The sequence below is a fragment of the Acinetobacter sp. NRRL B-65365 genome, assembly GCF_001605865.1.
Taxonomy (GTDB): Bacteria; Pseudomonadota; Gammaproteobacteria; order Pseudomonadales; family Moraxellaceae; genus Acinetobacter; species Acinetobacter vivianii.
On record NZ_LRPD01000014.1, the window covers coordinates 1 to 16400 of the forward strand.

Genomic DNA, 16400 nt, shown 5'->3' on the forward strand with positions numbered 1-16400 from the left:
ATTTACTTTAGATGATGATGAAATACTTAGCTTTAACGAAGACATACCATTAATGTATTTGCAAAAATTCCATTATGATATCCCTGTTAGAGCAGAATTTATAAAGCTAAATGATGATGACTACGGGACCTATTATTTTAATACATATTTAATCAAGAATAATGTATTAACGATAAAAGATGATCTTTTGAGATTTATAAATTATCTAAGCAACCAAAGTAAGTCTGAAATTGCGTTTTTATTTTTGAATAAAACTATAATACCAGACATAAATACAGCTATCGATAGAGTCATTGATAGCTATGAATTAATCTAAAACAAAAATTATTATCAACTCTACTCTAAGCTACATTTCAGTTAATTTCAGTTTTGGAACAATTCAAATATAGCTCATTGAACTTGACGCAAACTATTTCTATTCGCAATGTGTATTAGAGAATAATTATGCGTCAAGTCAATCCAATACTTTTGAACCAGCTGCGAGCTGACTATCTTGCCATTCAACAGTTAGGTTCGCCAATCTTGTCATGTCAAGGTATGTTGGTTCCGCGTGGCATGGAAGATTATCGATTTCTAATCAAAGCTTGTCCGCGTCCAATCGTCAGCAATGAGGACCCCGCAGAGGTTCAATATCCTGGCGGGTTTACTGGCATCGTCGCAGGGCCACCAAAAACCCATTACACAGGTAATTTACAGCTTTTAGTAACAGAAGCTGGTCATGATCAGTTATTTGCAGATTTCATTGTTGCAAGTAAAGGTATGATTGACTGTGATTACTATGATGGACATGTCAAAAGTTTTACGCGTTCTTATGCACTGGAAAACTGTGCAATTCGCTTCGAAATGGCAGAGTTTGATACGGACAGCCGTTCTCAAGTAATGACAGTGTCTTGTCCAATCGATTTTAATTTCTTTGGTAATTTTGCGACCATTGGCGGCAATGGGACAGTTTTACCAGGTCAACGAAATATTGAAGGTGTTCAAGGATTAGTAAACCGAGTCCAGAACGTTGTTAGTGCGGCTCAATCTGCTACTTCATTAGCAAATTCCGCTGTAAATGTAGCACGTCAAATTGGTTCATTATTCGGGTAATTGGTATGCAGCTATTACCAGATGATGGAACACAAAACCCAAGAGTAGTTGCTGGTTCAATCAATGAGCTGGCAACGATTTTTTATCAAAAATTGCAGATGAAAGGCTATTCTTTACTGCAAGATGATGTTTTGAAGGCCCTAATCGAAGAAACTAAGCGGTACGCTGGTTTGGCGACATTAACATGTCAACGTGGTTCACAGTCCATTATCATTATCAATGATAATTTACGGCTTGAAGCCTTTGAGTGGGTCATCATTGAACCATGCTTAAATGCCAATTGTGATTTGATTCAAGCACAGCTTGTAGAAGCATCTCGAAGCATGGGCGGTGATGGTTTTGGTATGACGGTAAGCGAAGCCGAGCAAAACTATAAAGAAGCCAAAGAGCTTATGCCTAAAAATGCGTTTGTTGCGCCTCCTTTCAGCTTCAAAACATTGGGAGAGCGTGAGTGAGAATAGCGATAATTTCATCAAATAAGGTAATTTCTGCATCAGAATTAATAATTGCCACTTTAAGAACTGATTTAGTGCCTGTACCTGTAAGCATTGAATTTGCAGTGAAACACACAAAGGAACTTGAAGAACAATTAATAGATGGTGCAGAAATTTTAGTAAATGATTTCCCTTATTCGTTTGAAATTGTTTATTCAAATCCGGTTAAGTCCCAAAGCATAAAAGATAATGCCCGTATCGGTGGAATATCCTGTATTGCTGTATTCAAGGGTTGTAAAAAGATTTTAGAAAATGCCAAAAAAGCCGTAATTCTAGATCAAACTTCCTTTAATTCAGCTTATAGGGCATGTGGTGCTTCAAATATCCGATTGGGTGACGATATTCCGTTACCCGAGTTCATTTGTCTAAACGGGAGTCTTATTTCAAAACGGTTAGCACTTTACTTGCAACAAGAAGCGGCTGTGTTTTGTTATAGAGACAATAAAATCTGTGTACTTAAACTTGATGCCATTTTTAAGCAGGCACCAGTATTTAAATTAGATCCTAGTGAAGTGCAATGGTTCAATAGTGAGCAAATCGAGAAGCACCAGAAATCATCGTATGTGTCTGTAGATCAAGATGGTTCTACATTTATTGGAGCTGATACGACTACTCAAGGGCAATCAGTCATTCAGAAAGCTGGGCTCGATGCACGACAATTGAAGAATCTTGAAAAGGTTTTGTTACCACGTGGCGTTATTTTCCGTTCCTTGAGTCTGGAACTGAAAGCCGGTGATGTAGTTGAAATTGGTAAAAAGAACTATGTAATTCTTACTGCTGCACATCAAGAAGAAACGGGTGCAATCGGAGGGAATGTTGGTTCAATGACAAAATTATGGTTGGCAAGTTTATGAATACGACAAAAATTCTTGGTGAAGCGATTGGCATCCAAAGCCAAGGCACCATAGACAAGACTGAAACACAAACGAATGTCGGACTAACTGGCGCCGTGATTGTTGGTCAGTTTTTGCGTGGGCGTCTTGATCAGCCTATGGCAATTCATCAGGGCAACATCCGTGGTCAACTTGGATATGACCCGCAGAACCCTTTTTACAATGCAGTTCAAGATTGTTTGGATACAGGGGTGCCAAGTGTGCAAGTACTTAGGGTTGGCAATACAAATAGCTCTAATATTTGCTCACAAGTCGATCACTATGTTTATAGGATTTATGATTTGGGTGGGATAGGGCAATTACCACTTGCGGAATACAACTCATTTGTTAGTTCAATTAAGATTACAGAACCCAATGGTGTGTTGATACCAGCAAATCAATATAACGTTTACCTTAATGAATCACAGATAGCACGGCTAGAATTTAATGATGGTGCATTACCAGATTTGGGCTTCATATTTTGTTCTAATAGACCAGTTTCTGTCCTTCCGACACCAATGTAACCCATAGGATTAGCAAATGTTTTATGGATTTCAAAAAGCGAAGATCCTTAGTTATGATGGGGATAGTCGAACAGCTAAAATTCATATACCTGGACTAACGGATGGTTCAGCGGAAGGCTTAACAGCAACATTTGCTTATCCCGTGGGTGATAGTGATAAAGATACAGAACGAGAAATTCTGGAAAATGAAGATGTTTATATTTTCTTTGAAAATAATGAACAATCTCGTCCCGTTATTGCATTTTACAGTAGCCATGGTACAGGTGCGGTAGTTGATACACGGCGAATCCGTCAAGAAAATATTGAGCTATTGGCCCGATCAACAGTAAAAGTTGAAGCACCTGAATTTAGAGTTAAAGCTAAGTTCATTCTAGAAGGTGATTTTGAGCACAAAGGCAATCAAAAAACTATAGGTACAATTTCAGCGACAGAAGATGTTGTAGCTGCTGGCGTTTCAGGTAAGTCGCATCCTCATAGCGGTGTAAGAACCGGCACAGATGAAAGTGGTCCGCCAGTACCTTCTGGAACTTGATTCTTTTTTACAATCGGGGGCAAGCCAAAATTGAGTTAATTTTTATGGTTTGACTTAGTTATGGCTGCTTCAGATATTTTAAATCTTTTGTTGGGACAATCTGCAAATAGTACGGTCCCTACAGAAGTTGTAAATGCGAACCAAGAAGCAATGGCGCAGATGTATGATGCAGTTGCGCCATTCTCGCTAGGTACAAGTACAACAACAGAAAATAGAAAACGTACTAGAAAAGAAATCCTCACCAAATGGGAACAAATGTTGAAATTTGCCCCTATTGCAGAGGGTATAGGCATTCATGTAATGGCTGCTTTAGGTGGTGATACGCATAGCGGGCAACAAATTTTTATTACTCCAGCTGAGCGATTACGTGGTGAATTAAGTGTCACTGAAAAAGAACAATTACAAAAACTAGAAGCACGAATTAAGCCAATTGAATCCATTGTAAATAAGTACATCACAAAGCTTTGCTCTGAAGGTATTTCCTTTGGGGATTCTTATGCCCGTGTTTATGGTAAAAAGGGAAAGGGTGTTACTGATCTTTTAAGTAATGAATATACCTATCCACCCAATATTCAGGCATATGAACAAGGCAGCAAAACAGTTGCTTATTTCGCCCTGAATCCAAAAAACTGGTCGAAGGTCATCACAAAGCTGAATGCGCGCCAAATGGTGCGTATGAAGTTGCCTAGAATTCAAAACGTACCCCAATACGATCCCGTTGAAGCTGGCTTAATCTCACAGCTTCTCGAAGGTGATGATCCAGAAGAATTACCAATCTTTCCAGCACAAGTTGGTGGTTCATTCCTATATGCAATTGAAAAAACTTATGACGATGTAATCCTTGCATTAACAACAATGAACAGCCAGCAAGTCGCTGATGCCGTTAATCAAATGTTCTTGACGCTGAATATGGCTGGAATGCCACCAGCGCAGCGTGAGGCTTACATCCGTGGTCTAGAGGGGATGCTCAAAGATCATGAGAAGTTTGTTAAGGGTGCTATGGAGGGTGGCGAAGGAATCTGGAATACGAAATATCATGTTTTACCAACATGGGACGAAAAACAGATTTTAAATCCGGTTGGCGATATTAAAGGCCAGCGTACCGCGCCTGTGAATATCGAAACTTTCATGATTAACGTTCGATTATTGATGGGGGGCATCGGCCTTGATCCATCAATGGTTGGGTGGGCTGACATGTTATCAGGTGGTATTGGAGATGGGGCAGCATTCCATACTTCGAGTCAGATTATGCGCCGCTCAATGTATATTCGACAATCAGCGGTTCAATTAGTCAACAATATCATGCATATCGATTGGGGGTTCTGTTATAACGAGCAATTTGATGCAGGTGAACTTGATTTTCCGTGGCAAGTAGAATTCTCAAGTACTCAATCTGCTGCTGTGACAGAAGAAAATACAAATAAACAAACTCAGATGAATACTTCACTGCTTAAGATTCAAGTCATTAATTCACTTAAAGAATCATATTTAAGCGAAGAAACCATGCAGTATATTTTAGAAAAAGATGCAGGCTTTAATTATGATGATGCATGTCGTGTAGCTGCGGATATTGCTAAGTCAAGACCTGAACCAGGTGGAGAAGAATAATGACTTTACGCTTAAACATTTCTAAATTTCGTAATGTGAGCGGCGTTTGGTCTGGTATGCCTATTGCAGAAGCCAAAATCTATTATGACCGCATTTATAGCTTGGGAAATCTATCAGCATTACATTATGGTGTCTGGTTAGAGCCATATGATGAAAATGGAAAAATCGCTCAAGAAACTATTGAATTATTTAATACTTATGACTTAACGCACCAAGAAGCAGGTGATTTTAATGCTTTTGAAAATGGTCAACAGGGGTTCGAAGCTAGCACCATAATTGAGAGTATTCCGTTAATGGACAATTCTCGCTTGCCATGGCTGTGTCAGAGTATTGATTTGTCCGTGTTAGATGCCCAGACGGATAGTGCAAACGTTGGGGCATTTCAATTGAACTACATCACAGGGAATGCTTCTGGTGAAATCTCTATTCCTTTTATTGAGACTAGAAATGCATCAATCTTAAATAGTGCTTTAGCAATTAAAGGGATTATGTTTCCAGATGGGGAAAATGGGGGGACGCAGGCTTTACCAGCTGATTATCTTATGAAGATGACAATCTATATTTATGATCGGCATAGTTTTTCATCCAGAGTTTTTGAAGTACAACATTTGGTAGCTTTACAGGCGGGAAGTATTCCACTTGATGCGACTAACAGGAATGGTGTCGGGGTGGTTACTCTTAATTTTATAAAGATGTTCCCGATGCTGAAATGAATGGAACTATATGGATCTTATCTAAATTTTTACTGTAAAAATTGCCTTAATCACAAGAAATATTGAGGCATTTTTCAATGCGTAATATCGACATTTTTAAACCACTCTATGGACCTCATACAAGCCGGACTATTAACGGTTTTGATTCAGCAGTGAATAGTGGCCCTTGTTCAATTGGCTTGATCAATGGTCAATTTCGTCAGTTGAATGCAATTGTCACAGAATCTGCCACAGATGAGGACAAATGGCGCATTGTTAACCTATCTGGATCAATCAACAATGTTGCAGCATTTGACTCAATTGCTGTGCTTGGCGCGGTGAGTAATGACCATGCCAGTGCTTTAGCACAAATGCAATTTGGACGCATGTTTGATGCAATAGAAGAAGATGTTATTGAGTCAAATACACAAGGTTTAATCCGCCATTTGTCTACAGCTCATTTTCATAAACATAAAAAATTAATTCAACGACCACATTTAGCCGCGTTGCAGGATATCCCATGCGCGGTAATACCAGATTGGGATGGTATCGAACTCAAAACTCATGAAGGCCAAACTGCCAACTTGTTATTAGATATGCAACTCCATGATGATAATGGTGGTCTTCTAACAAGCTTTGACGGCTTACCTCAATTACTCGAGTCTATTGGTGCCGAATATGCCGATTTTGATTCGATTATTGTCGAGTATCAATACTTAGATAAATTGATGAACATGCTTCACAAGGCTATGCAGACCGCATCAAAAGGCGGTGTGAAGGTTACAAAGGTTGAGCAGAGTGAAAAACCATTCAGACATAAAAAAGTACTGAATGTGGCTGTTTCATACGACTTTGAAGATGGTCAGACAATTACGATCTTATTTCATAATCCAGATCGTGATGCTAAGCGCATTGGGCCACAAGATACCCTATTATCTTGGAAAATTTTAATGAATAACCGTGATGTGACCGGCGTTATTCAACCTAATCAAGGTGAAGGTATTGCATTGCCGGTATTGGCAGGTCGTATCGTGAAATTGGTAAATCAAAATAGTGCGCGTTTTAAACGGACTCAAACTAAGAAAGCGGAAAATGCTAAGACATTGGCAGATACAGAGCAGCGTATTCTTGATAAACAAAACCAGAAAACGGCTTTGGCCGCTGAAATTGAAGGCTTATTGAGTAAGATTGATTCACTTAAAAACCAAAGCACCCAAGAAACGAATGATGCCAACGTGGAAGATACTGCTGCTCAAGCAACACAGATGGCAAATCTTAAATCAGTGACCAAAGCCGAAGGCAAAGGTGTCTATGATGCATTAAGCATTCGACATAGATGGCTTACGGGTGGTACCACTGAAGAATTCTTCAACCAGAACTATCCTGAAGGTATCAGTGAGGCTTTAGTTGATGCCAAAGCATTACTTGAGCGGCCATTTAGTAAAGTTGCTACAGCCAATGGACTGAAAGAATCCATTGAGCGGATGATCCAAACAGTAGAGCAAACAATTGCCCGTTGGCAGAAAGGTCTAGAAGAAAATACCGTTAAAACAAAAGTCTATCCTCCTATTGAGGATCATGGTAATGGTTTCTATAAAGCCTTCAAGAACGATAAGAAAATTGATGATTGGACTGCTCATATCAACCCGAATGGTGAATGGGAAGTATCAGCAAACAATGCTCAATCTCGGGCTTGGAATAGAGGCTATGGAATGCCACGTTTCTTTAAAACTCTGGACGAAATGATTGCAAAGTACCCAGCCTTTGGAGCATTACCAGCATTGTTAAAAGCAAAAGAAATCGAGCCAGAAAATGGTGCAAATAATGATGATGCTGACTATTTGAGTAAAGTCATCAAGGGTGAAGTGGACTTTTCTAATGCACCGGAAGTTGAGGCCCATCTGGAAGAAATCGGGAACCGGTTAGCTCCAGAGATTAATGATTTATTTGAGCAAGCTGTCAGTGCCTACTCTGTATATCAAGTTAATCAAGCTGCAACTGTAAACTAAGGAATTGCTTAAAATGAATGCATTAGAAAAATTGAAGCTCACAAAAGAGTTGCGTGGCCTGATTGAGTCAATTCCCGAAAAAAAGGGAATGGAGAAACTTCAAAGCACCAAGCGATTACGTGAACTGATCGAGTTGCTTGGTGGAAAATCCAATGACGCTGTGAATAAGTTGTTTCAGTCTATCATTGACGGTGATGTCAAAGTTTCTGTTGAGCTACTACAAAATGTTCGTAGTGAAGCCGAGAAAAACTTAGATGATCCACTATTACTTGAAGCAGTAAATGTTTTGATATCTCAAGTTAATGAGATAGTTGGAACTGAACAAGCCTAGACAAGCAAATAGCTTTCAAAATAGTCCTTAAATGGGCTATTTTTTTTGAGTTTTATAAATGAACAAGATCGATAATATTTCTAATGATTCTGATGCATTAACCGCAATTGATGCAATGATTTCAAAATTGGGCAAACAAGTTATTACTGAATGGGATGGTGAAAAGGCCAGTAAAACGTACCAAGAATATCTATCAAATTTAGATCAATATGACGGCAAACTTTTAAGTGCATCGAAGGCTTATTTCAATGATCACCTCAATGGGAAGGTCGTTCAAACTAAAATAGGTTTGGTCCGTATTAATTCAAGATCCCGAGGAAAAGTGCATGACCGTATGCGGGATGTGAAATATCTTGCAATTCCATATATTCCTGATGTTTTAATGACGGGTGAAGTTGGTGATTTAGTACCTTTGAACAAAGATCGTGAAGATAGCGCCGTTGGTTATTATCATTTTACTAAGGGCATAAATCTTAAAGATTTCACCTTAAACATAACTTTGAAAGTCGCTTTAGATGCTGATGGCAATTTATTGTATTTCTTAGGGGCTGCAAAAGAAAAAGCCAACTTACGGTCTATCTCTCATGCTCAAGGCACCACAGACTCTAAAGCTGGCTTTGATTCTATTGAATCATACGAAGATGATGAAATCAATATAATCGTACAAGTTTTAGACAAAGAAGGTAATGCACTAACCGAAGAAGAAGCTGAAGCATTACTTTGGGGGGATAACCAAAAGGTTGGACCTAAGATCGTTAAAGGAAGAACCAACAATGTGAAAACGGCGAAGGGAACCAAGGTTTCTACCATTTTTGCAGTCGTCGAGTCTGACCAGGTGATAGTTTCACATACTGCCAGTGGAAGCGAAAACCCGAATTATCCGCAAGAACTACAACCGCGGGACCGCAGCCGTGATGCATCACAGGCGTGGGTTCAGAAAACTTCAAATACACTAGATCCTGAAAGTTTGGGCCGTTCTGGTCGAGCTGATACTGGAGCACCCATTATTGGGGATGATTTAGTGGTTGAATCTGGAAATGGCCGCACCATGGCAATACAGCTTGCTTATGAGCGTGGAAGTGCCGACGAATATAAGCAATGGTTGATTGATGAGGCAGAGTATTTTGGATTTAGTTTTGAGCAACTAGAAAGCTTTAAACAACCTATTCTGGTCCGTATAAGAACATCGGAAGTTGATCGTGCACAATTCACTGTAGAGGCGAATCAAGATGACAAATTATCTTTTACTGCAACTGAAAGGGCAAAATCAGACGCCAAACGATTAGATGAGAATTTAATATCTCTTTTTGCGCCTGGTGACGATGGTGATCTTTTAACGGTCGGTAATCAAAAGTTTGTTCAATCCTTTCTTAAATCCATCGGCGAAACGGAAGCGGCTCAATATATCAGTACCGATGGAAAACCTACACAGGCCCTTGTAACGCGCATTAAAGCAGCAATATTTAGCAAGGCTTATAATGATGACCGCTTACTTGAAATGATGGCAGATCAATCAAAGCCGGATCTGCAAAACATGCTTAATGCGCTTAGTGTTGCGGCACCAAAATTTATTGAGGCACAAGCTGCCAGCCGTGGAAATGTCCAAGAAGTATCAAGTGCGATTGTTGATAGTATTGAACAGTCCCTTGATAAGCGTGTTGCAAATGCCATTATCGATGCTGCAAATACAATCATGGCCGCTAAGAGCAATGACCAGGATATTGTGGAGTTTGTAAAACAGCAGGGACTGTTTGGGGATTTGGGCGAAGGTGTTGCAGAACTTGCAGTCTTTCTCGCTAAAAATAGCCGAAGTGCAAAGAAAATGAGCTTACTATTTAAGGCCATGGCTCAATTTGCAGAAAAAAAGGCAATCGATGGGCAAAACATGGGGCTATTTGGAGAACCTGAACCTGTAAGCATTAAAGATGCGATTAATTATGCCGTCACCATCATTGAAGAAAACTATGGTGAAAACACCAATTTAAGTATGTTTGATTCAATTTGGAATGATCAGGGTTGGTTTGATCATCTCTTTGAGGGAAAGAACCTTTTTACTGAATATGATTACAAGGCCCATGAAGCAGCGACTTCACCGCTGAATGAATTAGAGTTGCCATCTAATGAACAAAAACTTTCGGGGGAATATCAGAAAGGGCATTTATCAATTGGGGATTTACAAATCGCTATTGAGAATCCAGCGGGTTCAATTCGATCTGGAGTTGATCCTGAAGGCAATGCTTGGGAAATCAAACTAAATCATCATTATGGCTATATCGAAAATACTACTGGTGCCGATGGTGATGAGATTGATGTGTTTGTTAAAAATCATCTGAGCCATGTACCAGAGTTCGCTTATATCATCAGCCAATTAAATTTGGATGGTACTTTTGATGAACAGAAAGTGGTTATAGGGGCAGAAACAGAAGATGAAGCCAAGACAATCTATATGTCCAATTACTCTGAGGGCTGGCAGGGTTTCGGCTCAATCAAAAAGATTTCTATGAATGATTTACTCACTAAGATTCAACATACATGGTCTGAGTTTGATTCATGGGTAATGGATGGAAATTATGAGCACATTCCAGTCGATAAAATCAGTATTGAAAATGCCCCTAAAATTCATGAAAGCAAAATTAGCAAAGAGGACCCTATTGTCGTAATAGAAAAGCATGGGAAATACTTTCTTATTGCTGGAATTGATCGTCTTGCATTTGCTAAAAGTCGAAGCGAAAAATTCATTCCAGCAATCATTTTTGATGATAAAGATGTAAAAACTTCTATCATTCAAAAGGCAATAAGACAGGCAGGCTCAACCGTGGACCCCGTAGCATTGGCGGCACTTATTGTCGATGAGTTGGATAAAAGCCTGATGAAGGGGTTTGATGATATTTCAGTTAATTTTATAGATGTGCTTTATAAGTCACCTGCATAGTATTAATTGATTTATACCTTTAAACTTGGTTTTAAAGGTATAAATCAATATTATTTATAATTGATTTTTAATAACTTAATCAATATTCTGTTTAGATTTTACACTACTAAAGTTTTTCCAATGAAAACCACGCCAGTAAGCTCTATTTGTGCTGATTGTATTGAACACCATGATGAATGGTTATATGAGTATATAAATATTAAACAGAAAAAATACCAATGTTCTTTATGTGAAGAAAAATCAAAGTTAGGCATTGATGCTCAAGACCTTGCTAAGTTACTTCGGGATTGTTTAGAAAAAAATTATGAATCAGTAAATGGAGAAAACAGTTACGATATCTTTTCCGAGCAAGAGGTTTTTATACAACCTGGAGAAAATTTAGAATGCATAATCAATAGAATAATGGGTTTTGACCTGCCGTTTAGTAAAGAAATTTCAGAAATTTTATGCAAAGAAGATTCAGAAATTGATACACGTGATGGTAGTACTCCATTTTTTGAAGAATATAGTTATTACATAAAACGTGATATAGATTGCAATGAACTGGACTATAGATGGGAACTGTTAAAAACAGAATTAAAAAGCGAAAGAAGGTTTTTTAGTGAAAGTGCAAGGTTACTTTTTAATGATTTGTTTTCAGATTTGGATGACCTTCTAGCAACAAATTACATTGATGACGCTCCTCGTTTTCAGAATCTAAGAGTTGAGAAGGTTATAACTGAATTAGACTGTAATTCACTAATATATAGAGCACGAAGAGCTGATTCTTTAGATGGCTGTGAGAAGTTTATAAGTGATTCAATTAGAGAGTTATCTCCACCTCCAACTGAGTTTGCTTTACAAGGGCGGATGAATCCTAAAGGAGTATCCATTTTTTATGGTGCATTTGAAGTTGAAACATGTATTGCTGAAGTACGCTCATCGATTGGAAGTAGCATAGCTATGGGGGAGTTTAAACCCAGTAAAACATTAAAAATACTCAATTTTATAAATTTAGAACGATCTTATCAACTTCTTAGCTATCTTCACCCTAATTATAGAGAGTTGGCTTCAAGACAGATGTTTTTGCACAAACTACATAAGCAAATCAGTACACCAATTTTACCTGGTCATGAGGATGAATATCTAATTACACAGGTTTTAGCAGAATATCTAGCTTATGTTAGCACTTATTCTTTTGATGGGATTATATTTGGATCAACACAATGTAAAGGCGGTACCAATATCGTTATTTTTCCAAAAAAAGAACGTGAAAATTCTGTACCCGTAGACTTCTACGATGAGAAAGATCATGTCAAGAATAACAAGTATTTAACTCGTTTTGGATTAACATTCGTAGATGGCAGTGTGAAAATTTATAACATTGATGCAGTTCAATATAGCTACACTGAAAACGAGTATAAAAATGTGAATGATAAAATCCACTTTATAGATAGTTCAGATGAAAACTTTCCAGCAGAATTTATCTTATAAATTGACTGGAACGTTATAAAAAACATACACTTTTTAACCCTTAACATGGCTTTAAGAAAAATCCTATGTTGAGGGTTGTATGTCCATATTTGAAAATAACTTTTCTTTAAAACCTGAAAATGTTCTTAGCTCTCTCGATAAATTAATTGATGCTCTAAAAAGCATTAATGAAATTACTCAATACTTCAAAACTATCTTATCTGGTGAAATTGCGGTTGATCGTGATGAAGTCGTGAAAATCATAAACTATGCTGAACTCGATCCAGATAATGAGCTTCTAAAACAAGTCGCTGACTTTTTGCTTAATGATTCAATTCAGAAGCTTGATCTCAATTTGCGCGATTTTATTGTTCAAGAAACACCAATAGGCGTTTTGGAAAAAATTAGAGCGGCACAAGTTTATTATCTTTGTGAAGAAGAATTATTTGAATATATAACTAAAAAGGGCAAACCCTTACTTGTATTAGCACTTCAAAATGTACCTATCAAAACAGCAAAAGAGCATGATCCTTATGCCTTTATCTATAATGGTCATGTCCTAGTACGTGCAAAACATCTTCCTGATTTACCAGATACGTTATTAACCGATTCCCAAATATTAGTAAAAGAGGCTTTGTCGAATGTTACAGATACCGATTCAGATTTGGCACAACTTAGCGAACTACGTCGCGGATCAGGAAGATCAACAATTCCTAAGTCTCAACCAGATGGAAATGGAGCAGAGATTGGAGGGACAGGCTCAACTTCTAATGAAGCAGGGCTATTCCGAAACAGTGATATTGGCCTATCAGAAAGCAATGATGCAAGTCTATTTGGCGCAAGAAATAGAGGAGATGAATCTGGAAGCGGGAGAGGTGCAGCCAGTTCTACAGGGGATGACAGCAGCGGAAGCGGTTCAGATACTATCCAAAGATCATCTATTAGAACAAAGCGAGATAGATCAATTGTACATTCTGCTAAGTCAGCTAGAGCTGAATTAGATGCAAAGGCACAATTACAAGCTTCAGCTGAGGGAACAGCAACAGAATGGTGTGATACTCAAAATATTAGTGAGTCTCTACCATATCTATTGCCAGAACAATGTGATGATGTCTTTATAGCTGAAAAGCGTTTAATACAAGATGATGCCAATGGCGTGTTATTTACAAACGGCACAGGGACAGGCAAAACTTTTACAGGGCTTGGGGTTGTTAAGCGTTTTTTGAATGCTGGCTTAAAAAATATCTTAATTATCACATTAAGCGATAAAATTGCTCGTGACTTTATCAAGTCTGGTACACCATTAAATATTAACATTCATCAATTGAGTGATACTCAAGATAACGGCGGCGACTCTAATGTAGTTGTCACAACATACGCAAATTTTGGTCAAAACAAATCTCTAGGCAAGAAGGATTGGGACCTAATTGTTGTTGATGAGGCCCATACTTTAATGCAAAGTGCGGATGGGCAAACGACTTCAGCTTTAGATAATTTACGTGGATTATCAGGACATCATGCGGGTTTCTATGCATGGGCAAAAATGCGGTTTTCGGAACAAGATCCTTATGTCCTTCCTAAAGAAGAACGTACTGAGGAAATGGTCCGTGAGTGGAATGAATTACTCCATGATCACAAAGTTGAGTGGGAAAAGAATTGGACCAATCAAACAGGCAAGCGAGCTAAAGTTGTATTTTTATCTGCAACTCCATTTGCTTATATTAAAACGATAGATTGGGCAGAAGGATATCTTTTTAACTTCAAACCGCCACAAGCACAGTTTAATAATGATTCCTATGGGGGCTATAACTCGGGTGATTCACGCGAGAAATTCTATATGGCTAACTTTGGCTATAGAATGCGTTACAACAAGCTTACACGTCCTGTAGGCGGCGTCGATGAGGGCGTTTTCGAACGGCAGTTCGCTGAAAGCTTAAAATCCTCTGGCGCTATGGCTGGGCGTGAGCTTCAGCTTAAGTTTGACTATGATCGAAAATTTGTCCTTATTAAGTCTAATGTTGGGCAGAAAATTGATGACGGTTTAGATTATCTTTGGGACACAAAAGATGAGAAGGGAAATCATAAATATTCCGATCTAAGCAGCTTGGTCAATAAACGGTTTGATTATCTATCCCGTCGTCGTTTGCTCGAAGCGATTAAAGCAGAAGAAGGCTTACCATACTTCAAAAAGAACCTAGCTTTAGGTCGAAAAGTTATTATTTTCCATGATTATAACGATGGTGGTGGCTTTAAGCCTTTTGCTTTCACCGATGAACAATTTAGAGCAAAAAAAGATGGCGAATACAACGCCGTGGCAGCTGCTCAATATCAAGTGTTAGTTCAAGAGCGACCTGATCTAATCCGTTTGAACTGCAATTATAATTCGCCGCTGGTAACTTTACGACGTGCCTTCCCCAATGCATTGTTATTCAATGGACGTATATCAAAGAAAGACCGTCAAAAAAATGTAGACCTGTTTAACCAAGATAACAGTGGATATGACATGTTAATCGTGCAGTCGGATGCTGGTTCTACAGGTATTTCATTGCATGATACGACGGGTACTCACCAACGCGTAAACATTAATATTGGTCAACCTATTAAGCCTGCCAAGCTGCGACAAACGGAAGGGCGTATTTATCGAGTTGGGCAAGCTTCTAATGCGATTCAACGATATTTCACTACAGGTACAAACTGGGAACGTATGGCTTTTGCTGAGACAATTGCGGGGCGTGCGGAAACTGTTGATAACCTGGCAAAAGGTGAAGATGCTTTGGTTAGTATTAAACAGGCATTGATCCAAGCGTATGAAGAAGCTGATTACCATGAGCCTTCATTATTAGATGGAATTGGCGGTAAGGCTTATGATGAAGAAAATGCTCGTATTGCTAGACTATCACCATTCGATAAGGCAATGACGTATTACCATGCCAAAGGTAAGCGCACTGAAAGCCGCCAAAACAGAGAAGGTAAAGAGTGGTATGCAACGCCAGAGCCATTAGGCTATAAAATGCTTGAATGGGCTGGTGTGCATAAAGGTGATGATGTTCTTGAACCGAGTGCTGGTGACGGGGCAATTGGGCGATTTGCGCCAAATGATGTCAATTTAACGATGATCGAACCTACTGAGTCATTAGCTAGTCGAGCTAAGATGGCAAATACCGGTGCCAATGTAATTATTGGTGGGTTTGAGGTCCATGGTACCAACAATAAGTATCATGCCATTGTAATGAATCCACCTTTTGGAAATGCTGGTGCGTTAGCAATACAACATGTTCAAAAAGCTTTCCAGCATCTCTATGATGGTGGTCGGATCGTTGCCATTATTCCGCGTGGTGCCATGGATGAGAAGTTTTCGACCTGGTTAGGAAATGAAAAAGAAGCCTATTTGTTTGGTGAAGCATCATTGCCATTAAGTACATTTAGGAATGCTGGTACCGGCGTTAACACGCGAATCGTGATAATTGAAAAGCATAGTAGTCCAGAAGATGCACCAGCATATCCGAAGAACTTCAATTTTTCCCATGCTGAAAGTCCCGAGCAACTTTTTGAGTTGATCCGTGACGCCGAAGTAAGACCGCGTAAGTTACGCATCGATGAGCAATTAGATCGTTATGGTTTATATGTTCGGGCAGAACGAAGTAATTTTGTATTCAATGGTGATGGCCTGAATGTCGACTTTATCAAAAAGATTCTGACAAGTTATTGGTTTGCAGAGGTAAACCAATATGGTGAAGTGGTTATGCCCTACAACAAGTCAGCTGAGATAATTAAAAAGATCAAAGAATTTGAATCTTCAAATGAAGCTGCTTAATTGGAACCTATATAAATCTTAATGTGAAAGTTCAATGAAAATAGCTCT

The 16400-nt window shown here is 38.7% G+C and carries 12 protein-coding genes and 1 pseudogene; all 13 read left to right on the plus strand.

Annotated features, from left to right (window positions below):
* Positions 1 to 316 (plus strand): hypothetical protein (locus AWW72_RS19435; protein WP_171254694.1); only part of this gene is annotated, 316 nt, incomplete at its 5' end.
* A 128-nt stretch (positions 317 to 444) separates the two neighbouring features.
* Positions 445 to 1092: a hypothetical protein gene (locus AWW72_RS07500; protein ID WP_062846937.1), complete on the plus strand. Its 648-nt coding sequence runs from the start codon at positions 445 to 447 to the stop codon at positions 1090 to 1092.
* A gap of 5 nt (positions 1093 to 1097) precedes the next feature.
* Positions 1098 to 1547 (plus strand): hypothetical protein, encoded by a 450-nt coding sequence (locus AWW72_RS07505; protein ID WP_062846938.1) that lies wholly within the window; start codon positions 1098 to 1100, stop codon positions 1545 to 1547.
* A complete protein-coding gene (locus AWW72_RS07510; RefSeq protein ID WP_062846939.1) occupies positions 1544 to 2440 on the plus strand; it encodes a hypothetical protein in 897 nt (298 codons plus the stop codon). The genes AWW72_RS07505 and AWW72_RS07510 overlap by 4 nt, the downstream gene beginning before the upstream one ends.
* Positions 2437 to 2697, plus strand: a pseudogene (locus AWW72_RS19855) (hypothetical protein); the annotation flags it as partial. The gene AWW72_RS07510 and the pseudogene AWW72_RS19855, both read left to right, overlap by 4 nt.
* Before the next feature lie 301 nt (positions 2698 to 2998).
* The gene (locus tag AWW72_RS07520; protein ID WP_062846940.1) at positions 2999 to 3514 is read left to right on the plus strand and encodes a hypothetical protein; all 516 of its coding nucleotides are present in this window, start codon (positions 2999 to 3001) and stop codon (positions 3512 to 3514) included.
* A gap of 60 nt (positions 3515 to 3574) precedes the next feature.
* On the plus strand, positions 3575 to 5122 hold the full coding sequence (locus tag AWW72_RS07525) for a hypothetical protein (RefSeq protein WP_062846941.1): 1548 nt from the start codon (positions 3575 to 3577) through the stop codon (positions 5120 to 5122).
* Positions 5122 to 5835 carry a hypothetical protein gene (locus AWW72_RS07530; RefSeq protein WP_062846942.1) on the plus strand — a complete coding sequence of 238 codons (714 nt, stop codon included), beginning with the start codon at positions 5122 to 5124 and terminating at the stop codon, positions 5833 to 5835. Before AWW72_RS07525 ends, AWW72_RS07530 begins: the two co-directional genes overlap by 1 nt.
* A 77-nt stretch (positions 5836 to 5912) precedes the next feature.
* Positions 5913 to 7823: a defense against restriction DarA-related protein gene (locus tag AWW72_RS07535; protein WP_062846943.1), complete on the plus strand. Its 1911-nt coding sequence runs from the start codon at positions 5913 to 5915 to the stop codon at positions 7821 to 7823.
* Positions 7824 to 7836: 13 nt separating this feature from the next.
* Positions 7837 to 8154 carry a hypothetical protein gene (locus AWW72_RS07540; RefSeq protein WP_032868900.1) on the plus strand — a complete coding sequence of 106 codons (318 nt, stop codon included), beginning with the start codon at positions 7837 to 7839 and terminating at the stop codon, positions 8152 to 8154.
* 58 nt (positions 8155 to 8212) lie between these two features.
* Positions 8213 to 11086 (plus strand): pyrophosphatase-like OB fold-containing protein, encoded by a 2874-nt coding sequence (locus AWW72_RS07545; protein ID WP_249409156.1) that lies wholly within the window; start codon positions 8213 to 8215, stop codon positions 11084 to 11086.
* A 120-nt stretch (positions 11087 to 11206) separates the two neighbouring features.
* Positions 11207 to 12559: an RES family NAD+ phosphorylase gene (locus AWW72_RS07550; protein ID WP_155858549.1), complete on the plus strand. Its 1353-nt coding sequence runs from the start codon at positions 11207 to 11209 to the stop codon at positions 12557 to 12559.
* Positions 12560 to 12638: 79 nt separating this feature from the next.
* Entirely contained in the window at positions 12639 to 16352 is a 3714-nt protein-coding gene (locus tag AWW72_RS07555; protein WP_062846945.1) for a DEAD/DEAH box helicase family protein, read from the plus strand.
* Positions 16353 to 16400: the final 48 nt, after the last annotated feature.

What these genes read in the sequence shown, in the direction of transcription:
- AWW72_RS07500 (WP_062846937.1), top strand. Translation starts at nt 445, where the DNA reads ATGCGTCAAGTCAATCCAATACTTTTGAACCAGCTGCGAGCTGACTAT.
- AWW72_RS07505 (WP_062846938.1), top strand. Translation starts at nt 1,098, where the DNA reads ATGCAGCTATTACCAGATGATGGAACACAAAACCCAAGAGTAGTTGCT.
- AWW72_RS07520 (WP_062846940.1), top strand. Translation starts at nt 2,999, where the DNA reads ATGTTTTATGGATTTCAAAAAGCGAAGATCCTTAGTTATGATGGGGAT.
- AWW72_RS07525 (WP_062846941.1), top strand. Translation starts at nt 3,575, where the DNA reads ATGGCTGCTTCAGATATTTTAAATCTTTTGTTGGGACAATCTGCAAAT.
- AWW72_RS07530 (WP_062846942.1), top strand. Translation starts at nt 5,122, where the DNA reads ATGACTTTACGCTTAAACATTTCTAAATTTCGTAATGTGAGCGGCGTT.
- AWW72_RS07535 (WP_062846943.1), top strand. Translation starts at nt 5,913, where the DNA reads ATGCGTAATATCGACATTTTTAAACCACTCTATGGACCTCATACAAGC.
- AWW72_RS07540 (WP_032868900.1), top strand. Translation starts at nt 7,837, where the DNA reads ATGAATGCATTAGAAAAATTGAAGCTCACAAAAGAGTTGCGTGGCCTG.
- AWW72_RS07545 (WP_249409156.1), top strand. Translation starts at nt 8,213, where the DNA reads ATGAACAAGATCGATAATATTTCTAATGATTCTGATGCATTAACCGCA.
- AWW72_RS07550 (WP_155858549.1), top strand. Translation starts at nt 11,207, where the DNA reads ATGAAAACCACGCCAGTAAGCTCTATTTGTGCTGATTGTATTGAACAC.
- AWW72_RS07555 (WP_062846945.1), top strand. Translation starts at nt 12,639, where the DNA reads ATGTCCATATTTGAAAATAACTTTTCTTTAAAACCTGAAAATGTTCTT.